16 protein-coding genes are annotated in these 20,264 nt (G+C 63.0%); 10 read left to right on the top strand and 6 right to left on the bottom strand.

What is annotated here, in order from left to right; genetic code table 11:
• Nucleotides 1-37: 37 nt before the first annotated feature.
• The gene (locus NCR35_RS14710) at nt 38-1,399 is read right to left on the bottom strand and encodes a hemolysin family protein (RefSeq protein ID WP_244849805.1); all 1,362 of its coding nucleotides are present in this window, start codon (nt 1,397-1,399) and stop codon (nt 38-40) included.
• 61 nt (nt 1,400-1,460) lie between these two features.
• Nucleotides 1,461-2,579, bottom strand: coding sequence for a sensor histidine kinase (locus NCR35_RS14705; protein ID WP_250534894.1), 1,119 nt, complete (start codon nt 2,577-2,579; stop codon nt 1,461-1,463).
• Between the two features lie 718 nt (nt 2,580-3,297).
• Here NCR35_RS14705 and NCR35_RS14700 point away from each other — a divergent pair.
• From NCR35_RS14700 to NCR35_RS14655, 10 genes are all read left to right on the top strand, one after another.
• Nucleotides 3,298-4,563, top strand: a complete 1,266-nt coding sequence (locus tag NCR35_RS14700; RefSeq protein ID WP_250534893.1) for a flippase — start codon at nt 3,298-3,300, stop codon at nt 4,561-4,563.
• 263 nt (nt 4,564-4,826) lie between these two features.
• Nucleotides 4,827-5,006: a hypothetical protein gene (locus tag NCR35_RS14695; protein WP_159835836.1), complete on the top strand. Its 180-nt coding sequence runs from the start codon at nt 4,827-4,829 to the stop codon at nt 5,004-5,006.
• 578 nt (nt 5,007-5,584) lie between these two features.
• Nucleotides 5,585-6,736 carry a glycosyltransferase gene (locus tag NCR35_RS14690; RefSeq protein WP_250534892.1) on the top strand — a complete coding sequence of 384 codons (1,152 nt, stop codon included), beginning with the start codon at nt 5,585-5,587 and terminating at the stop codon, nt 6,734-6,736.
• Nucleotides 6,737-6,746: 10 nt separating this feature from the next.
• Nucleotides 6,747-7,826, top strand: a complete 1,080-nt coding sequence (locus tag NCR35_RS14685; protein ID WP_250534891.1) for a glycosyltransferase family 4 protein — start codon at nt 6,747-6,749, stop codon at nt 7,824-7,826.
• A 43-nt stretch (nt 7,827-7,869) separates the two neighbouring features.
• Nucleotides 7,870-9,060 carry a glycosyltransferase gene (locus NCR35_RS14680; RefSeq protein WP_250534890.1) on the top strand — a complete coding sequence of 397 codons (1,191 nt, stop codon included), beginning with the start codon at nt 7,870-7,872 and terminating at the stop codon, nt 9,058-9,060.
• Between the two features lie 23 nt (nt 9,061-9,083).
• Nucleotides 9,084-10,148: a glycosyl hydrolase gene (locus tag NCR35_RS14675; protein WP_250534889.1), complete on the top strand. Its 1,065-nt coding sequence runs from the start codon at nt 9,084-9,086 to the stop codon at nt 10,146-10,148.
• A gap of 427 nt (nt 10,149-10,575) precedes the next feature.
• Complete coding sequence (locus tag NCR35_RS14670; protein WP_502801677.1) at nt 10,576-12,933, top strand: polysaccharide biosynthesis tyrosine autokinase; 2,358 nt, start codon at nt 10,576-10,578, stop codon at nt 12,931-12,933.
• Between the two features lie 129 nt (nt 12,934-13,062).
• Complete coding sequence (locus NCR35_RS14665; protein WP_250534887.1) at nt 13,063-14,496, top strand: O-antigen ligase family protein; 1,434 nt, start codon at nt 13,063-13,065, stop codon at nt 14,494-14,496.
• A gap of 81 nt (nt 14,497-14,577) precedes the next feature.
• Nucleotides 14,578-14,919, top strand: coding sequence for an FKBP-type peptidyl-prolyl cis-trans isomerase (locus NCR35_RS14660; RefSeq protein ID WP_040049973.1), 342 nt, complete (start codon nt 14,578-14,580; stop codon nt 14,917-14,919).
• Between the two features lie 10 nt (nt 14,920-14,929).
• Nucleotides 14,930-15,733 (top strand): AraC family transcriptional regulator, encoded by an 804-nt coding sequence (locus tag NCR35_RS14655; RefSeq protein ID WP_250534886.1) that lies wholly within the window; start codon nt 14,930-14,932, stop codon nt 15,731-15,733.
• A gap of 36 nt (nt 15,734-15,769) precedes the next feature.
• Here NCR35_RS14655 and purF read toward each other — a convergent pair whose 3' ends face one another.
• From purF to folC, 4 genes are all read right to left on the bottom strand, one after another.
• Nucleotides 15,770-17,317, bottom strand: a complete 1,548-nt coding sequence (purF, locus tag NCR35_RS14650; protein ID WP_250534885.1) for an amidophosphoribosyltransferase — start codon at nt 17,315-17,317, stop codon at nt 15,770-15,772.
• 133 nt (nt 17,318-17,450) lie between these two features.
• Nucleotides 17,451-17,984: a CvpA family protein gene (locus NCR35_RS14645; RefSeq protein ID WP_250534965.1), complete on the bottom strand. Its 534-nt coding sequence runs from the start codon at nt 17,982-17,984 to the stop codon at nt 17,451-17,453.
• Nucleotides 17,985-17,996: 12 nt separating this feature from the next.
• Complete coding sequence (locus NCR35_RS14640) at nt 17,997-18,836, bottom strand: SPOR domain-containing protein (RefSeq protein ID WP_250534884.1); 840 nt, start codon at nt 18,834-18,836, stop codon at nt 17,997-17,999.
• 39 nt (nt 18,837-18,875) lie between these two features.
• Entirely contained in the window at nt 18,876-20,186 is a 1,311-nt protein-coding gene (gene folC / locus NCR35_RS14635) for a bifunctional tetrahydrofolate synthase/dihydrofolate synthase (protein ID WP_250534883.1), read from the bottom strand.
• Between the last annotated feature and the right edge of the window lie 78 nt (nt 20,187-20,264).

Genomic DNA, 20,264 nt, shown 5'->3' with positions numbered 1-20,264 from the left:
CTGCGTTTGTCTGCGATGGCCGCTCGCGGCCATCGCGCTATTCGGCCCCTTCTAGCGCCTCTTCGCGGGGATAGACGCGAACAAGCACGATTCTCGGCCCGTTCATCTTCTTCACGACGATATCGAAGTGGTCGAAGCCCACGCGCTGCCCTTCCGATGGCAGATCGCCCAGCGCGTTGATCACGAGCCCGCCGACCGACTCGGCGCGGCCTTCGTCGATATCGATACCGAGCGCACGTTCCAGCGACACCACCGGCAACGAGCCTTTGCCCATCAGCGTGCCGTCGTCCATGCGCGACCAGTCCGCGTCGCCCTGACGGAATTCATCGTGAATCTGGCCGACGAGCGCGCCCAGCAGGTTATCGAGCGTGATGAAGCCGATCGGCTTCGCGCCCTTCCTGCCGACGATGGCGAGATGCGGCGCGCCCTTGCGAAAGCGCCGGAAGAGTTCGAGCGCGGACAGATTCGGCGCGACGTACTGCACCGGCCGCGCATAGCGCGCGAGCTTCTCCAGCTTGCTCGCGTCCTTCGTGATGCTGAAGCTGAACGTGCGGCTCGCCAGCCCGCGGTCCAGCAGCAAGTCCTTCAGATGAACCATGCCGATCACGCGCTCGCCCGAAGCATCCGCATACAGCGGATAGCGGCTGAAGCGATGCCGCGAGATCACCGCGAGATTCTCGCGGGCGGGCAAGTCGTTGCGCAGGCCGACGAGTTCGTGCGCCGGCCGCATCAAGTCAGAGACCGTCATGCGGCTGAAGTCGAGCGAATGCGCGATGGTGTTCCACTCGTCCGCGTTATATGACGACGCGCCGCCATGACGCCGGCCGCGCAGGATCAGCTTGAGTTCATCGGTCGAATATTGGGCGTCGTGGCCGTGCTCGCCGGACATGCCGAAGAGCCGCAGCACGAGATTCGCGCTCGTGTTCAGCACCCAGATGAACGGGTACATGAGCCAGTAGAAACCGTAGAGCGGCGTGGCGAGCCACAAGCCCACCTGTTCGGCGCGGCGAATGGCCCACGACTTGGGCGCGAGCTCGCCGACGACGATATGCAGAAACGAAATGACCGAGAACGCGAAGAACAGCGAGACGGACTCGATCACCTGTTCCGAATGCACGCCGACGAGCGCGAAGAGCGGATGCAGCAACGCGGCAAATGCCGGTTCGCCGATCCAGCCGAGCCCGAGCGAGGCCAGTGTGATGCCGAGCTGACATGCCGAGAGATAGGCGTCGAGCTGTCCGTGCACTTTGGCGAGCAAGCGGCCGGGCAGGCCGTTGGTCCGCGCGATGGCCTTGACGCGCGTCGCCCTCAGTTTCACGAGGCCGAATTCCGCCGCAACGAAAAAACCGTTGAGGGCGACCAACAACAATGCGCCGATCAGCGCGACAACCTGAGCCAAAGCAACTCTCGTCGAAAATGGAAAGCGTCAGTATATGGGCGACAGGTAATCGAAAGTCAACTTACATTCCTGCGACCGCGATACGCACCGACAGCACGGCCTCCTGGCCGTCGACGATATTCGCGTGCTCGAAGCCGCCGCCGTGCGCCTCTGCGACGCGCTTGCAGAGCGCGAGCCCCCACGCGATGCGTCCGGCCTCGCGCGGTTCGAGCGCCTGCCTGCGCGCGAACGCTTCGAGCGCGTGCGGCGCTGACGCATCGGTCAGCGCCTGCGCCGATGTCGTGAAGCGCACGTCCGTACGCCACATGCCGCCTTCCATGACGCTCGACACCTGCACGATCGCGTCGCGCGCGCTCGCTTCCGCGGCGAACGTGAGCATGAGCCACAGCATTTGCGTGAGCCGCTCCGCATCGCCTTCGACCTGCTCTTCGGCCAACGACGACTCCACCGCGAAGGTGATGCCACGCGAGCGAGCGATGCTCGCGCGCGCGAGGGCCACGCTCTTGTCGAGGAGCGGTCGCACGGCCACCGGCGCGAGCGACAGCGCGACGGCGCGCGTTTCGGCGCGAGTGGTATCGACGGACTGCTCGATCAGCTTGACCTGCTGCTCGACGCCCGAGCGGATGCCCGTCAGCGCGCGTTGCGCGGCGGGATCTTTCGCGTCGACTTTGCGTTCCAGCACGTAGCCCCAGCTGTGAATGGCGTTGAGCGGCCCGCGCAGGTCATGCGAGACGATGGACAGCACGTGATCGCGCATGAAGAGCGCGGCCTCCGCCCGAAGATGCGCGATGCGGCCGGGCGCCACTTCCTCCGACGCATCGGCCGACGGGGAGACCACGACCGTCACCGACCCTGCCGACGGCAGCGCTAGGATGCTGAAGCTGCGCGAGGCGGCGTCGTCATCGAACGTCACCCGCGCACGGCTGATGCCGTGACCGGCGAACGCGGCATCCGCGGCTTCGGCGAGCGCGGCCGCGAGCGGCTTGGGCAGCGGCGTGTCGGCGAGCGCGCGATTCGCGAGGGCCAAGGCATCCAGTTCGAAGAGATGGGCGAAGGTGGCGTCGGCCGAGACGCAGCGCAGGGCCGCATCGAGGACCAGAACGCCGTCGTTTCCTGCGACGACCGGATCGCCGGACTGCGCGCCTGTGCGTTCGACCGTACTTGAGAAAGACGTGGTCACGGTTGTTAGTCCTTGCATGTATCGATGTTGCAGTGGATGACGCTGGAGCGGATGCGTTCCGGTCGCCGATAAGCGCCCTGAGCGATGCAAGCCGTGTGGCCAATCTGTGTAGCCGCGATCTGTGTACTCTATGTGTGTACCCTATCGTCAGCCCATTATATGTGAGCGCCGAACGCACAGCGGTGCGAAGAGCGTCACTGCTCAACCCCGGCTCTCAACCGTTCCCGTTGCGACTGAGCAAACCGCGTGCGTGAGCGCGCACGCCCGTGCGGCTCGCGTGCATCGTCGAATGTCGGCGTACTCGCAGGCTCTACATCACGGGCGCCTTGGCGTTTTGCGCTGCATGTATGCATACGCGCGCCGATTCGTTCGTGTGCAAACCCACTGAACAATTCTTTTTTTTCCTGTTAAATACCCATTACTTGTGTCCGCGTCATACTCGTGCCCCGTGGTGCGATACTGAAGCGGCGCCGTCATGTCGTTGCATCGTTACCCTCGCATGTCCTTCGCTCACTCGCTGTCAGGCCAAGACGCGGGTGATTCGCCCTGTATGGCTTACGTCCTGCCGTTGCGAGCCGCGCGTCCGACGAAACTATTCGTCCGATGCGTTGTCTGGCAATGGCTCGCCGAAGGGCGAACATGCACGAGGCACGTATGAGTCAGCATTTTTTGCGTCATCGAAATCAAGCGCAGCACTCAAGCCGGGAAAAATCGCTCAATGGCATCTTTTCGAAAGAACTTCACGATTCTGATGACGTTGCAGGTATCGACCTACCTCGCACCGCTCCTGACGCTGCCGTGGCTCGCACGCGTTCTGGGTCCGAGCGAGTATGGCCGGCTTTCGTTTGCGATGGCCTTCACGGCCTATTTCATCACTCTCACGAACTTCAGCTTCTCACTGACCGCCACACCCAAGATATCCATCAATCGCGATAACCGCGCGGTGCGTTCCCAGATTTTCTGGGAAACCATGTATGCGCAGATGGCGCTCTCGGTAGCCGGCTTTCTCGTGCTGCTCGGGCTGACGTTCGTCGTGCCGACGCTCGCGGAGAATCGCCAACTGCTGCTCGTGGGCTTCGGCATGGCCATCGGCTCGATGCTCATTCCCACGTGGTACTTCCAAGGCGTCGAAGATCTCGGCGTGATCAGCGCGCTCGTGTTCGTCGGACGCGCGCTCAGTATTCCCGCGATGTATCTCTTCGTGCGTCATCACGACGACGTGAACAACGCGATGCTCGTGAATACGCTGGTGCCGCTCGGCTCGGGCATCGCGATCTGCATTTACTTGTACTTCCGGCGCGATATCGACTTCGTTCACATCACGCTCAGGACCGTCATCGATCGCTTGAAAGACGGATGGAGCGTCTTCATGGCGACATCGCTCGTCGACATCTATGCGTCGAGCAACATCGTGTTGTTGACGTTCATCTCGGGCAACGTCGCGGGCGGTTACTTCGCCGCGGCCGACAAGCTGATTCGCGCGGCGCTCAACATGCTGAGACCGCTCAAGACGGCGGCTTATCCGCGCGTGAGCTTCCTCATGCACCATGCACGCGAAGATGCCTTCGCGTTCCTGCGCAAGATGTTCGTCGTGCAAGGCACGATCGTTTCACTCATCTCCGTGTGCATTTTCTTCGGCGCGCCGCTTGCCGTGAAGCTGCTGTATGGTCCGCAGTTCGGGCCTACCGTCGATGTGCTGCGCTGGATGGCCTTCGTGCCGCTTATGTCGGGCCTGACCGACCTTTTCGGCGTTCAGACCATGCTTCCGCTCGGCATGAAGTCGCACTTCAGCCGCGTGTTGATCGGCTCCGCGATCCTGAACTTCAGCTTGCTCGCGGTGCTGGCTGTGCTCTTCGGCGAACAGGGCGCCGCCGCAACCGTCCTGATCGTGGAGACGGCCGTTGCCGCCGCCATGGCCTTCACGCTTCATCTCGAAGGCGTGCCCTTGCTGAAGCGTCCCATGACGCCAGGCGGAGCAGGTTGAGACCTGGCCCGTTTCCTGCGTCCTCACGTGGGCTGTCTGTCTGACAGCCCCGGTTTTCCTTCGCACCCCGACCTTGCCTGCACTGTCCTTGCTATAGAACTTTCACGGACGACATGCCAAAGCTGCACGTCGCCCGATGAAGCTTTTGTGTCTTGCTTGCCCGCTACTCCGAAAGTTGCACCGGTGTATGTGGGGCAGCGCACGGACGGATGACAAATCGGGGCTTATGGTACTAGGTATCAATCCTTATTGTGAGCCGTGGCATGAAACAAGACGACCTATCGTTCGAACGCGTGCAAAGGCTGGTCGAGCGCGCTGAAAATCTGCGTATGCAATCCGCTGCGGTACCGGTCAAGGATCTTCGCATCCTGCTGGACGTATGCGAAATAGCCTTTGCACAACGGACCATGTCCGACATCAAGACAGAACCCGAAGTCAATTGACTTCGACATCATCAGTAAAGTCCGCGTGGGTCGGCCGGCACGGGAATGCGTAGCATGTCCCGGCGTATGCGTGCGAGCAGGCGCTTTTCGCCAGGGCGGTCGTTCGACTGATTGCATGACGAATTGCATGACAAGTGGACTTTACGTTCCGTACGGATTTTTTAGCAGACTCGACAACCCTGATTGCGCGCGATTCGTTTTTGCGTGAACGGGCCTGCGTTATCCGTTCGGAGAGAAGTTGTACGGACTTGCCTGCTCGGATGAACAGGCGAGCCTGACGGGATGACGCATCTCACGGTTGACCTGGAATTCACGTAAGACAGGCGATACGTTGTAGTCGCATGCGGCGTGCGTGGGGTGCGTTCCGACCGAGTGGTCGAAACCACACTCGGTAAGCGATGCTGCGCGCCTAGTTCTGTTTTTTGTGTTTTCCTTTGAACGTGGATGCGCCCTTGCCGTCAGAGCATGCTGCATATGGCGATGTGTGGTTTACCGACCATTGATAACGACAAGACCGCTGTTCTTCTCCATTGCGATTGCCGCGGGGCGCAGGTAATACGCTATTCGAAGAGTCAAACATGAAAGAGATCGTCCATATAACAGAAGCGTTCGGAGGCGGGGTTCTCTCGATGCTCACCCAGCTTTCCAATCGCGCAGCGGCCGCAGGAGTCGGCGTAACGATCCTTCATTCCATCAGGCAGGAAACCCCAGCGAACTTCGAGAAGCTGTTCCACCCCGCGGTCAGACTCAAGCACGTCAACATGTGCCGCGAAGTGCACCCGAAGAATGATTGCGTCGGCGTTCGCGATCTGGCGCGCGCGCTTCGCGAATGTGATCCGTCGGTCGTGCATCTGCATTCCTCGAAGGCGGGCGTCTTGGGCCGCATCGCTGCGCGTATCGCCGCGCCGCGAGCACGCGTGTTCTATTCGCCGCATGGACTCTCGTTCCTGCGCCGCGATGTATCGCCTGCCAAGCAGTTCGCGTATCTCACGTTCGAGCGCATCGCGGCGCGCATGGGCGGGACCATCGTCGCGTGTTCGATGAGCGAGCTGCACGAGATCGAAACGAAGGTCAGGCCGCCTGACGCGCGGGTGATCGAAAACGGCGTGAACGTGGCTGAGATCCCGCCTCGCATCGAGAAGACGAGCGGCGAGCTCGTCATCGGCATGAGTGGCCGCGCCTCGTACCAGAAGAATCACGAGGCATTCGTGAAGCTCGCGACGGACCTGCATGCGCCATCGGTCAAGTTTCTGTGGATCGGCGGCAATGTCGAAGAACTGCCGGGTCAGTCGGAGAGCGCCGTCACATGCAGCGGCTGGGTGACGCGCGAGCGCGCCCTCGAACTGACATCGGAACTCGACATCTACGTGCAGACGTCGCGCTGGGAAGGCATGCCTATCGCGCTGATCGAAGCTCAGGTGGCGGGCATCCCCGCAGTCGTCACCGACGTGGTGGGAAACCGCGACGTGGTTCAGCACGGCGTGACAGGCTTCGTCGCGAAAAGCGACGAAGAAATGGAAGGCTACATCGCGCGTCTGCGCGACGATGCGGCGCTGCGCGAACGAATGGGCGCCGAAGCGCGCGCGTCGGCGTGCAAACGCTTTTCGATGGACGCCATCTTCCGCCAGTGGCTCTCGATGTACGAGTTCGGCTCGGACCGTCATTCGCGCGAACCGCTCGGCGCGAATGAAGTGGCATCGTATGAGACGAGCTCCGATTCACAGTTCTGACGCGTAACACATGAATACCTCCTTCGCTCCAAACAAGCTCGTCTACAACGGCCGCTTCACCAGCCAGAAGACTACCGGCGTGCAGCGCGTCGCACGCGAACTCGTCGCCGCGCTGATGAAGCTGCCCGAAGGCTCGCATGTGACGCTGGCCGTGCCGCCGCAACCGGGCCTCGTGCCGGTGGACGGCGTGCCGACCGTCGAACTGGGATTCGGCAAGGGCGTGTTCTGGGAGCAGATCGTGCTGCCGCTTTTCGCGGGGCGCTCGCGCATCGTCAATCTCAGCAACTCGGGCTCGATCTTCCGGCCGAACCAGATCATCTACATGCACGATGCAGCGGTGTTCGACACGCCTGCGCATTTCTCGTGGAAATTCCGCATGTGGTACCGCGTGATGTTCTGGATTCTCGCGCGTACGTCGAGCTGCGTGATGACGAACTCCGAGTTCTCGCGTGACCGTCTCGCGCATCATGTCGGCGTGAATCCGCAGCGTATCGGCGTCGTGCCGCTCGCGGCGGACCATCTGGATCACATCGTGCCGGATACGTCGGTGATCGGCGACCTGAAACTCACGCCGAACCGTTACGTTCTGGCCGTGAGCAGCATGAACCCGACGAAGAACTTCAAGCGTCTGGTCGAAGCGTTCATGCGCCTGAACGATCCGTCCATCGATCTCGTCATCGTCGGCATGAAGAATGCGACGATCTTCGGCAAGGCGCAGGATTTGTCGAGCGCCCCGAACATCAAGCAGGCGGGCTACGTGAGCGATGAAAAGCTCAAGGCGCTGTACCAGCACGCAGCCTGCTTTCTTTACCCTTCGATATATGAAGGCTTCGGCATTCCGCCACTGGAAGCGATGCGTAACGGATGCCCCACGCTCGTCGGCCGCGCAGCCGCGCTGCCCGAAACGTGCGGCGATGCGTCCATTTACTGCGACCCCTTCTCGGTAGAGGACATCGCCGCGAAGCTGCGTGAGCTGCTGGACTCGCCGCAACTGAGCGAAGACCTTCGACGCCGGGGACTCGCGCATGCAGAGCGGTATCGCTGGACCGAGAGTGCGCGAATGCTCATGCAGTTCATAAATAGACGATAAGCAGATGTCAAAGCGCGCCAACGCGCGCGACAGGGGAAACACAGTGAACGTTGGAATCTATTGCGATTCGGGCATCAACGGTGGGCACGAGGAGATGCTCAAGCGTTTTATGCTCGCGCTTATTTCGAGCGGGAACGTCGACACGCTCCACATTCTCGTGCCGCGGACGAACGCAGCCCTCTACCGTTATGTCAGCGATCTGAGCCGCCAGCACGCGAAGGTCCGCACCATCGGGCTCGCTTATACGGCGGAATCCCTTCGCGGCGACCTCTTTGCGCTGTTGCGCGCGATTCGCTCGACGGCGGCGACGCTGCGCACGCTCAACCTCACGAAGCTGCTCATTGCACAGGGCACGATTGCATCCGGCCTCGCGGGACTGTTGGGGGCGCGTTATGCGCGCGTGCCGACGCTGAGCTATCTGCCGCTCGTCGACGAAGCGCCGGAGGATGGCGGCGTTACCGACAAGATCAAGTGGCTCGTCAAACGCGTGCTGTACCGCATGCCGGACGAGTTCGTCACGCTCAACGAACATCTGCGCGGCCAGTTGCGCACGCTCGCGCCTCAGGCGCGCACGATGATTCTCGAAAACTACGTCGACGACCGCTTCAGCCGTTCCATGCTGACGAAGCCCGCCGCGCGCGCCGCGTTGGGCCTGCCGGACGATGGCACGACGATCATCGCGCATATCGGCCGCATCAACTTCAAGCAGAAGCGTCAGGACTTCCTGATGGAAGCCATCGAGCGTCATGCGGACGCGTTCAGGCATACGGTCGTGCTGATCGTCGGCGAAGGACCGGATGCCGCGCGGCTTGCCGAGATGGTCGATGCAAGTCCGGTCTTGTCCGCATGCGTGCGCATCGTCGGGCCGAAGCACGACGTGCTGCCCTACATCGTCGCAAGCGATACGCTCGTGTTGCCGTCGGCGTTCGAAGGCGTGCCGCTCGTGATGATCGAAGCGGTGCTGGCCGAGCGGCCCATCGTCGTGTCGCGCATCTCGGGCCTCGATTCTTATTTGCCGAATGCCCTGCTCTTCCGTCCGGGCGACCACGAGGCATTCGTCGAGCGGATTTTTGCCGCGCGGGACGTGCCGATGACGGCGCTTGCCAACAGCTTCCGCCGCCGCTTCTCACGCGAGGCGTTCGATGCGCAAGCGCAAAACGTGATGCTGCCCGCCATGCCGTGCCGCGGCGCATTCGATCCGGCATCGCCGCAACACTCGGACGTTCCCAGTTGATCACGCTTTCTCGCGAGGGATGAATGTTGAAGCGAAGGCTGTGGGTGGCAATTTCGTTGGTCGGCGCGCTGCTGTGCGGCTCCGCCGTGGTGCAGGCGCGAACCGGCGCGGTGCAGTCCGCACCGTCCGATGCCGCGAACATGCAATGCGACGATCAGACGAAAGGTGTGTTCTACGGCGTGGTCGGCCATCTCGAACATCGCGGCGTTTATCGCACGACCGACTTTTCCCAGCAGATCTCGCAAGTGCGCGATCTCGGCGCCACGATCTATGCGCAGGACGTGTCGAGCGAAGACAGCGCGCATCTCGTCGCGAAGTTCGCGCGTCAGGCCGCGGAATCCTGCATTAGCGTGCTTGCGCTCGTGACGCCGTTCGAACCGCAAAAGCGCGCGAACGAGCAGGAGACCTTCGAGCGGGGCTATGCGCTGGGCAAGACGGCGGGGCGCGTGTTGAAGGGCCTCGTCACTTACTATCAGGTAGGCAACGAATACGACAACTGGACCATCCTGGGCTCGGATCGCAGCGGCGAGCATCCGTCGGATTACGACAACGCGAGGTTCATGAAAGCGCGTGGCTCGATACTCGGCCTCATCAAAGGCATACGCGAAGCGAACCCGGACGCGAAGATCCTGCTCACGTCCTTCGGCTGGTTGCATTACGGCTTCACGGACATGCTCTTCGCCGGCACGCAGCCGGACGGCACCAAAGGTCATCCGATTCCGAAATGGGACATCACGGCGTGGCACTGGTATTCGAACATGGGTTCGATCACGGCGGCCGGCCCGAAAAAGGTCAATGTGCTCGAACGTCTGCGCGACAGCTATGGCAAGCCCATCTGGATCACGGAATTTGGCGTGCGCCCGAATCATGCGGACCCCGGCGGTTTCCTGACAGGCAAGGACGCGCTTGCCGGCTTCGTGAAAGTGGCCAAAAAGTACGACGTTCAAAACGTCACGCTTTATGAGCTATACGATGACGAGCGCTTCGGCGGCGATGGGAATTACGGCGTGATTCACGACGACGGGCAGACGCGCAAGCCGCGCTTCAACGTCGTGCGGGACTTCATCAAAGCGAATCCCATGCCTTAACGGACAACGTAACGGAAAAAACGTTATGTCTGACGAATGTCTTTCGGGCGAAATCAGTAATTATCGCCCGAAACCTCGTCGATGCAAGTGCGGTACGCACCACTACGCTCTAGATTGGTTCGCTACTTAACAGACGTAAGCACTTCGAGGCTGGAAGATTAGCCTGACGCTACGTATTTTTTTTGGGCGTATGGTGTCGATTCGCACACAGGCGTGGGGCGAACACCCTGCCGTTGCAGATCGATAGAGAGCGCCTCGCCGATTCGCGCTCTCCTCGTTCGAGCGCAACTCGACGAGCCGTACCGCCTGAAGCCTTTGACTCTCCCGGCCACGCCGGATACACACACGAACGACGTAACGCGGCCAACCGCGCGGGCTTTGCGTTTCTGTTTGGCCCGGAAAACCACGCTCAACATTCGAACAGAGGATGCCGCCTTTGAACACGCTATACGTCAACTCCGGATCTTCGCGTCCTGGCAAGGACGACAATGAATTCACTGCGGGCGACATGATCAAGCTGCTGCGCGATCACATCGGCATGTTGCTGGTGTTCGTCGTGGCGGCCGCTGCGCTTGCCTCCGCCTATGCATTCCTCGCGAAGCCGATCTATTCGGCCGACGTCGTCGTGCGTGTCGATCCGCCTGATCCGAACGCGCTCGGCATTGCGCCGCAAAATCAGATGCAGGCGCAGCAGCCGCAAATGTCGGCCACTCAACTCGCGCCGGCTGAAATCTCGGTGATGAAGAGCCGCTCGGTGCTGGAGCCGGTCGTCAACCAGTTCCACTTCGACGTCAAGGTCAAGCCGCATACCATGCCGGTGCTCGGCTGGATCGCGGGCATGTTCGCCGAGCGCGGCCATCTCGCGCCCGCATGGTTCGGCATGAAATCGTACGCGTGGGGCGGCGAAGATCTGCGCATCGCGCGTCTTGACGTTCCGCCGTCGCTCGAAGACGCAAAGCTCGACTTCACGTTGCTCGACAACAATCAGTACCAGCTCGAAGACCCGGACGGCAACGTGCTGTTGCGCGGCACGATCGGTCGTCCCGCTTCGGCGCACGGCGTGTCGATGCTCGTGGACGGCGCCGTCGGTCATCCGGGCGTGCACTTCACGGTCACGCGCTACAACACGCTGGATGCCATCGACCTGCTGCTGAAGTCGATCAAAGTGGCCGAGTCCACGAAGGACACGGGCATCGTCGAAATCTCGTATAACGGCGAAGATCCCGATCAAACCGCGGAGGTCGCGAACGCGCTGGGTCAGGCGTATCTCGCCGCCGCCGTAGCCAGCCGTCAGGCCAACGATACGAAGACGCTCGAATTCATCCGCTCGGAACTGCCGCGCCTCGAGCGCGACCTGAAGGACGCCGAAGGCCGCTTGAGCGCATTCCGCGCGAAGTCCCAGTCGGTGCAGCCGATCAACGAAGCGCAGGCGTATCTGCAAGGCAGCATCACTTCGATGCAGCAACTCGCGATGCTGCAACTGCAGCGCACGCAAGCGTTGCAGCGCTTCACGCCGGACAGCCCGCAGGTTCGCAATCTCGATCAGCAGATCGCGCAATACGAGCAGACCAACAAGCAGATCCAGTCGCGCTTCGACAGCATGCCCGCTTCGGAACGCCAAAGCGCCGAACTCACGCGTGATGCGCGCGTTGCGGAAACCGTCTACCTCGGCATGATGAACAAGGCCGAAGAGCTGTCGATTCGTCGCGCCAGCACGAGCGGCGGCGCGCACATCGTCGATAACGCGCTGCGTCCGCATCGTCCGGTGAAGCCGAACAAGCCGCTCGTGATCGTCGCGGGCACGGCGCTCGGCTTCTTCGTCGGCACGTTCTTCATCTTCCTGCGCCGCCACGCGATGATCGGCGTCACCGATCCGATGTTCGTCGAACGTCGCCTCTCGGTGCCGGTGCTCGGCGAGGTGCTCTTCAGCCGTCAGCAGCAGTTGCTCGATCACGAGATCTCGGTGTCGCCGGTCGGTCACGCGTTGGGTCATTCGACCACGCAGGCGGGCAGCGCGCCGAAGGCGTTGCCGCACGTCAAGCGCGAGCCGCATGACGACATCACCATGCCGAATCTCGCCGGCGCCGACCGCGACGCCTTCGTGCTCGCCACGCGCTATCCGCACGATCCGGCCGTCGAAGCGCTGCGCGCTGTGCGCACCGAGCTGTATCGCGACCTCGTGAACGCGCCGAACAACATCGTGATGCTGACCGGTCCGATTCCCTCGGCGGGCAAGAGCTTCGTCGCGGCAAATCTGTCCGTGCTGCTCGCGGAAATCGGCCTGCGCGTGCTGCTGATCGACGGCGACTTGCGCCGCGGCCATATCGCGTCGTTCTTCAAGCAGGCGAATCCCGGCGGTCTGTCGGAAGTGTTGAAGGGGCAAGTGGGCACGGCCGAAGCGATTCGTCAGGTCGGCGTGCCGGGGCTCTCGTTCATGTCGTGCGGCAGCTACCCGGAGAATCCGTCGGAACTGCTGATGATGCCGGGCTTCCGCGACATGCTCGCGCGCCTGAGCGATCAGTACGACCTCGTGCTCATCGATACTCCGCCGTTCCTCGCCGTCACGGACGCGGCCATCGTCGCAAGCGATGCAGGCTCGACGGTTCTGGTGCTGCGCTCGGGCATCCAGAGCGAAGAGGAAATCGAAGAGACGGTCAAGAAGGTGCAGCGCGCAGGCGGACGTCTCGTCGGCTCGGTGTTCAACGCCATCCCGAAGCGTCGCAGCAACCGCCGCACGTATGGTTACGCGGCGGCGTACACGAGCAGCTTCAAGTCGGCGAACTGATGAACGTCTCGAAGCACAGCATGATTGCTTGAGCGAAACGCCGCGTGCCCGTCACGCGGCGTTGCGTTTCAGGGGGCGGCCTTCACACGTAACGGCAAGCAAACAAAAGACGCAGCAACACTCTCTACGATGAAAGACAAAGCAACGCTGGTCGACAAGTACTACCGCATCTGGGCCTTCGCGATGCCGGTTACGTCGTTCCTCGTGATCCCGTCGATTCAGGGCACGACGATCGGCTATCTCATGTGCTTCCTTTCCGTGCCGCTCGTGCTTCTCTTCGGCGGCCGTGCGCGCAAGAACTACCTGCACTTCGTGGGCGCGGCCATCCTCGTCTGGCTGCTGATGCTGTGCACGACGCAACTCGCGGACGTCATGGCTCCGTTCGATGCCGACTTCAGCAAGATCGCGCTCGTCGACGACAAGGACCCGGTCACGTTCATCATGCGCAAGAGCATGTTCACGCAGTCCATCTACGTGGCGGCGGTGGTGCTGTACGCGGCGTACGTGTACTACTACTACCGGCCGACGTGGGACCAGTGGATCTTCGCGGCGGTGACGCTCTTCGCCCTCTACGGCATCTATGAAGTGGTGTTCTACGTGCTGACGGGCTCGCCCGGCGACTTCATCTCGAACCGCGCGTTCGGCGACCAGTTCGGCCGCGGCATCGTGCGCTCGGACGGCACCGTGAACGGCAGTTCGTTCCAGACCGTGAGCGCGGGCGGCATGTCGATACAGCGTCTCAAGGCGCTGACCGGCGAACCGTCGATGTACGCCATGTCCATCTTCCCCTTCTGGATCTACTTCAACGCGACGGCCCGTTTGCGCTGGCCGGTGTGGATCATCGGGATCTCGCTTCTCATGAGTACGTCGTCCACAGTGTTGATCGGCTATGCCGTCTTCGCGCTCATTCGCATGCGCAAGCTCGGCATCAATCCGATCAAGGCGCTCATCGGCCTCTTCCTGGTGGCGTTGGTCGCATTCGCGTTGCAGGACTATATCGCCGACCTGTTCCAGCAGATGGTGATGGACAAGCTGGAAGGAAAGAACGAGTCCGGCTCCGACCGCGCGAAGCTGTTCCTGGAGTCGTTGCGCTTGTGGGCGCATTCATCGCCGCTGAACCAGTTGTTCGGTATCGGCTTCGGCTATATCCGGTCCACCGATCTGTTTTCGACCCTGCTCGTCAACACGGGGGTGATCGGTCTCGTCGGCGTCAGCGTGCTGATGCTCTACCCCGCGTTCAAGCTCGACTGGGACGCGCGCGGCATGGCGCTGCGCCAGTGCTGCGTGGCGACGTGGACCATGATGATGGTGTCGGTGCCCGAGTTCGCGTACCTCGCGCCGTGGACGTTCATCGCCATGGCGTATGTCCGCGTGCGGGCGCTGAAGCTCGCGAAAAGGGATACGCGCGATCTCATGCCGGGCAATGGGATGGAGCCTTCGTACATCAGCCCCGAATTCGGCGTGAGCGTGAGCCCGAACGTGGGCGCCCGGGTCGGTTCGCCGATGAACGCGGACCGCCCGCGCATCGGCAGCCGCATGAATCCACGCGGCCGTCACTCCTGATCGCCCTGACTCGCTTCGTTGCTACGCTCTACAATGGTGGTTTCGACCATCGGCGTAGAGCCGTGCAACCAGGAGCAAACAATGTCGACAGTCACGACCGATTCCGGTCTCAAGTATGAAGACGTCACCGTCGGCGAAGGCGCCGAAGCCGTCGCGGGCAAGACCGTCAGCGTGCACTACACCGGCTGGCTGACCGACGGCCAGAAGTTCGACTCCAGCAAGGACCGCAACGATCCCTTCGCTTTCGTGCTCGGCGGCGGCATGGTCATCAAAGGCTGGGACGAAGGCGTGCAGGGCATGAAGGTCGGCGGCGTGCGCCGTCTCACCATTCCGCCGCAACTCGGTTACGGCGCGCGCGGCGCGGGCGGCGTGATTCCGCCGAACGCCACGCTCGTCTTCGAAGTGGAACTGCTCGACGTTTGAGCAAGACGGCATGAGCGCGCCGGTCCCCCGCCCTACCGTTTCGCTGCGCCGCTATGAAGCGGTGCAGGCGTCCGACGAGCACGACTTCCATCAGATCGTGCTCGGTTTCGACGGCGCAATGGGCATGGCGGTGGAGGGCGGCGAATCGCTCATCGACCGTCATCGCGCGTGGATCATTCCTGCCGGCGCGCGTCACGAGTACTGGGCCGAAGGCGTGAATCGCCAGCTCGTGCTCGATCTTCCCGCTTCATCGGTCGCGGTGCCTGCGCGTTTCTTTGAACGCGCGCGTACCGTCGATCTCGATGCATCGGTCACGCAGCTCGTCGCGAGCGTCGCCGGGCGCCTTCCTACCGACGATACTGCCCTGCCCGCGCGTCTCGGCTGGCAAGCGGCCACGCATCTGTGCGGCGCCTTGATGGCCGGCGCGGGCGCATCGCTCGATGCCGAATTGCGCGGCCTCGACTTCGCGCGCATCGACCGGTGGCTGCGCGCGCATCTTTGCGAGCCGCTACGCATTGCGGATCTCGCCGCGCATTGCGGCTTCGGCATGCGGCGCTTTCACCAGTTGTTCAGCGAGGCGTTCGGCGAGACGCCGCATCGCTATGTGCATCGCCTGCGTCTGGACACGGCGCTGACGCTGCTCGCCGATCCGCGCGCCTCGCTCACGCATGTCGCGCTCGAAGTCGGGTTTGCGGATCAAAGCGCGTTCACGCATGCGTTCTCGAAACGCTTCGGCATCCCGCCGGGGCAATGGCGCAGCGGCGCTTTGAAGACGCCGCGCGAGCAACAGACGCAAAAAAGCCCGCTCGTCTGATCGACCGAGCGGGCTTCTCGAAGCAAATACGAAGGCTTATTCCACCGACAGTTGCAGGTGCAGTTGCGAACGCGCGGGACCGCCTTCGAGTGCCTCGCCCGCGATGTCGCGGTCCGTTTGCTCTTGCGGAGCGAGACGCGCGGTTTCGATGCGATCCAGATAGTCGGTCGTGACGTCGCCGGTAATGTAGTGACCGTCGAAGCAGGACGCCTCGAAATCCTTCAGCGCCGGATTGATGTCGCGCACCGCGTTCTTCAGATCCTCGACGTCCTGATACACCAGATGGTCAGCGCCGATCATGCGCGCCACTTCGTCGTCGCTGCGGCCATGCGCGACGAGTTCGCCACGCGTCGGCATGTCGATGCCGTACACGTTCGGGAACTTCACCGGCGGCGCGGCGGACGCGAAGATCACCTTGTTCGCGCCGGCATCGCGGGCCATCTGCACGATTTCATGCGATGTCGTGCCGCGCACGATCGAATCGTCGACGATCAGCACGTTCTTGCCCTTGAACTCGATGCCCATGGCGTTCAGCTTCTGGCGCACCGACTTCTTGCGCACCGCCTGGCCCGGCATGATGAACGTGCGGCCCACGTAGCGGTTCTTGAAGAAGCCTTCGCGATATTCGACGCCGAGCTTGGCCGCCACCTGCATCGCGGCGGGGCGCGACGAATCGGGAATCGGCATCACGACGTCGATCGGCACGTCGGGCAGCACGCGCTTGATCTTCTCGGCGAGATAGTCGCCCATGCGCAGACGCGCGTTGTAGACCGGCACGCCGTCGAGGCACGAATCCGGACGCGCCAGATACACGAGTTCGAAGATGCAGGGGTTCAGCACCGGCTTTTCGGCGCATTGGTGGCTGTGCAGATTGCCGTCGGCGTCGATGAAGATCGCTTCGCCCGGCTCGATGTCGCGCACGAATTCGAAGCCGATGCCTTCGATCGCCACCGATTCCGACGCCACCATCCACTCGACGCCCGTCGATGTTTCCAGCTTGCCGAGCACGAGCGGGCGAATGCCGAACGGATCGCGGAACGCCACGAGCCCGTAGCCCGCGATCAGCGAGACGATCGCGTAGGAGCCCTTCACCCGCCGATGCACGCCCGCGACCGCCTTCCACAGCGCGGCTTCGTCGAGTTCGAGACCGGAGCTCGCCAGTTGCAGTTCGTGCGCGAAGACGTTCAGCAGCACTTCGGTGTCGGACGCGGTGTTGATGTGCCGGCGATCGATCCGGAACATCTCGTCCTTCAGCTGCATCCAGTTCGTCAGATTGCCGTTGTGCGCGAGGATGATGCCGAACGGCGCGTTGACGTAGAACGGCTGCGCTTCTTCCTCGTTCGACGCCGAACCGGCCGTCGGATAGCGCACTTGCCCGATGCCGACGTTGCCCGGCAGGCTGCGCATGTTGCGCGTGCGGAACACGTCGCGCACCATGCCGTTGGCTTTGTGCATGTGGAAGTTGTTGCCGTTCGCTGTCGCGATTCCCGCCGCATCCTGCCCGCGATGCTGCAAGAGCAGCAGGCTGTCATAGATGAGCTGATTGACGGGGCTTTGGGAAACTACACCTACGATGCCGCACATGGCATGGTCCTTCAAAGAGTCGAAACGGTAGAGAGGCGTGCCGGCGTCGCGCCGGGTCGAACGAGTCCCGCGAGCGGGCGCGTTCGGCGGCGCAAGTGGCCGTCGCGCGTTCCTCGTGTAGCCTGCCGTTCGTCTATTGTGCGGCGCTTGGCGCCGTGTCGCCTGACTGCGGTGCGACGTGCACATACGCGGCGAGCGTATCGGGGAGAAGCGGTCTCAATTCGCGCACGCCCTGCTCGGCCATGGGCCGCAGCAGCGCGTTACGCCAGAAATCCTTCTGCGGCAATTCCGTCAGACCTGCGAGCGCGACCAGAATCACCACCAATATAGCGCCTCTGACGAGGCCGAACAGCAGGCCCAGCGAGCGATCCACCCCGCGCAGGCCCGTTACTTCAGTCATGCGCGTGAGCAGCGCCGACAGCACGCTCGACAGCAGCAGCACCGTGCCGACCACCAGCAAGAACGCGAGGACCCACTGAGTCAGCGCGCCGCCCGGCCAGTATGCCGGGATGTACGGCACCACCACGCTCACGAACCGGCCCGCGATCAGAATGGCAGCGACCCAGCCGACCAGCCCGAAGGCTTCGGCGAGCAACCCGCGCCACATGCCGCGCAAGGCGGACAGGCCGATCACGGCCATCACGGCGTAGTCGAAGCTCGTGAACATCGACATCGACGCTTAGTTCGACGCCGACCGCTTGCCGCCGGCCAGGCCCGCCTGCCGCACCTTGACGAGCGCGGCGGACGCCGACGCGCGATCCGGGAACGGTCCTGCGCGCAACAGCGCGCGGGATGAGCCATCCGACTGCTGACGATGTTCGAGATATGCGGGCACGCCCGCCGCTTTCAACTTGTTGACCCAGTTCTGCGCTGCCGTGTCGTCGTCGAACGTGCCGATCTGGAGCACGAAGCGGCTGCCTGCCGGCGACGACGGCGTGTTCGCCGCGCTTGATGCAGGGCTTGCCGTGGTGTCCTTTTCCGCGGCCGCTTGGGCCTGCGGCTTGGCGGCTTCCTTGGCAACGGGTGCCGGCTGCTTCGCTTCAGCCTTCGCTTCGGGCTTGGCCTGCGCAGTGGCCGCGGGCGCCGAGGCCGACGGTTGCGGCTGCGTCACGCCTGCGGCGACATTGGCCGTATCGGTTGCGGCGGGCGGCGTATCGTGCGCGACGCCTGCCTGCGTGTCTGCATCGTTCGCCTCGCGGGACTGCTTCGCGGCGGGCGCGGCGCGGTTGGGAATATCGATGGAAATGTCGTCAGCGACGGGTTTCGGGCGCGAATCGAGCACCATCGGCAGGACGATGACCGCCGCCAGCACCAGCGCAATGGCCCCGACGAGCCTGCGCCGCGCGCGCTGCTTCTCGGGAAGCGTGGGGTCGAGCATCATGGCGTCGGCATCGGGACGGTCCGTGCGGCGCGTGCGGCGCTCCGTGCGCACGGTATGACGCGAGCCGCGCGGGGAATCGGAGTATGCGTCGCTCGCGGCGCGGGCGTCGTCTTTCTTGCCGAACGAGAAAAGTCCCATGTATGGCTTGGTGCGAGAAGCTTCAGACGGGCTGCCGTCTTAGTGATGCTGCGATTTACGGTAGGCCATGACGCCAGCCACCGTATAGAAACTACCGAAAACCACGATTCTATCATTTTCGGACGCGCGGCTTAACGCGTCTCGAAATGCATCCGCCGGGGTCTCGAATCGAGCAACGCTGCTGTCGGGGCCGTCGTTGACACCGGCATCGCGCAGGACGGCTTCCAGACGGTCGGCGGCGGCCGCACGCGGCGTCGGCAGCGCGGTCACGTTCCAGTGGTCGATTTCGCCCGCGAGCTGCTTCACGATGCCCTCGATGTCCTTGTCGCCCATCGCGCCGAAAACCGCGTAGGTGTACGGGAAATAACCCATGTTGCCGAGGTTTTGCGCCAGCACGGCGGCGGCGTGCGGATTGTGCGCCACGTCGAGAATGATCTGCGGCTTGCCCGGCAGCACCTGAAAGCGCCCCGGCAATTCCACGTTCGCGAGCCCCAGACGAATATCCTGCGCGGACACCGGCAGCCGGTCGCGCAGCGCCTCCAGCGCGGCGAGCGCCGCCGACGTGTTGATGAGCTGATTCGCCCCGCGCAGCGCCGGGTACGCGAGCGCCGCGCGCCGCTGCGTGCGGCCGATGTAGCTCCACTGCTGACGTTCGTTGCCCGGCTGCGCTTCATAGCGGAAATCGCGGCCGACTAGCCACAGATCCGCGCCCACGGCGGCGGCATGGTCGATCAGCGTCTGCGGCGGCGATGGATCGCCGCACACGGCAGGCTTGCCCGTACGGAAGATGCCCGCCTTCTCGAAGCCGATTTTCTCTCGCGTGTCGCCCAGATAGTCCGCATGGTCGATATCGATGCTCGTCACCACGGCGCAGTCCGTATCGACGATATTCACCGCGTCCAGCCGCCCGCCGAGCCCCACTTCGAGGATCACCACATCCAGCCCGCGCGACGCGAACAGATGCAGGATGGCGAGCGTCGTGAATTCGAAATACGTCAGCGAGACGGGATCGGCCAAGCTGACGCGCGCCTTCTCGACGGCTTCGAAGTGTTCCAGCAACTCGGCGTCGGTGGCTTCAGCGCCGTCGATACGCGCGCGCTCGTTGAAAGACAGCAGATGCGGCGACGTATGGCAGCCCACGCGATAGCCCGCGCGCAGCAGAATGCTTTCGAGGATCGCGCACGTCGAGCCCTTGCCGTTCGTGCCGCCGACGGTGATCACCGGGCAGTCGAAGCGCAGGCCGAGCGCCTCCTTGACGCGCCCGATGCGCGCAAGGCCCATGTCGATGCCGACCGGATGCGCCGCTTCCAGATGGGCGAGCCACGCGTCGAGAGTGGGAAATGTGGTCATGTTCGGTAGTCGGAAAAGCAAAAACGCCGCGCGGAACCTCGCGGTTCACGCGCGGCGCGGCGCGGGCACAAAACGGCG

Source organism: Caballeronia sp. AZ10_KS36 (assembly GCF_023631105.1).
Lineage (GTDB): Bacteria > Pseudomonadota > Gammaproteobacteria > Burkholderiales > Burkholderiaceae > Caballeronia.
Note: the sequence above shows the minus strand (reverse complement) of the source record. Positions and strands in the feature narration are given on the sequence as shown.

Bases quoted from the DNA above. Each gene is read 5' to 3' on its own strand.
- NCR35_RS14685 (WP_250534891.1), top strand. From the start codon at position 6,747: ATGAATACCTCCTTCGCTCCAAACAAGCTCGTCTACAACGGCCGCTTC.
- NCR35_RS14665 (WP_250534887.1), top strand. From the start codon at position 13,063: ATGAAAGACAAAGCAACGCTGGTCGACAAGTACTACCGCATCTGGGCC.
- NCR35_RS14675 (WP_250534889.1), top strand. From the start codon at position 9,084: ATGTTGAAGCGAAGGCTGTGGGTGGCAATTTCGTTGGTCGGCGCGCTG.
- NCR35_RS14670 (WP_502801677.1), top strand. From the start codon at position 10,576: ATGCCGCCTTTGAACACGCTATACGTCAACTCCGGATCTTCGCGTCCT.
- NCR35_RS14690 (WP_250534892.1), top strand. From the start codon at position 5,585: ATGAAAGAGATCGTCCATATAACAGAAGCGTTCGGAGGCGGGGTTCTC.
- folC (WP_250534883.1), bottom strand. From the start codon at position 20,186: ATGACCACATTTCCCACTCTCGACGCGTGGCTCGCCCATCTGGAAGCG.
- NCR35_RS14700 (WP_250534893.1), top strand. From the start codon at position 3,298: ATGGCATCTTTTCGAAAGAACTTCACGATTCTGATGACGTTGCAGGTA.
- NCR35_RS14695 (WP_159835836.1), top strand. From the start codon at position 4,827: ATGAAACAAGACGACCTATCGTTCGAACGCGTGCAAAGGCTGGTCGAG.
- purF (WP_250534885.1), bottom strand. From the start codon at position 17,317: ATGTGCGGCATCGTAGGTGTAGTTTCCCAAAGCCCCGTCAATCAGCTC.
- NCR35_RS14640 (WP_250534884.1), bottom strand. From the start codon at position 18,836: ATGGGACTTTTCTCGTTCGGCAAGAAAGACGACGCCCGCGCCGCGAGC.
- NCR35_RS14645 (WP_250534965.1), bottom strand. From the start codon at position 17,984: ATGTTCACGAGCTTCGACTACGCCGTGATGGCCGTGATCGGCCTGTCC.
- NCR35_RS14660 (WP_040049973.1), top strand. From the start codon at position 14,578: ATGTCGACAGTCACGACCGATTCCGGTCTCAAGTATGAAGACGTCACC.
- NCR35_RS14655 (WP_250534886.1), top strand. From the start codon at position 14,930: ATGAGCGCGCCGGTCCCCCGCCCTACCGTTTCGCTGCGCCGCTATGAA.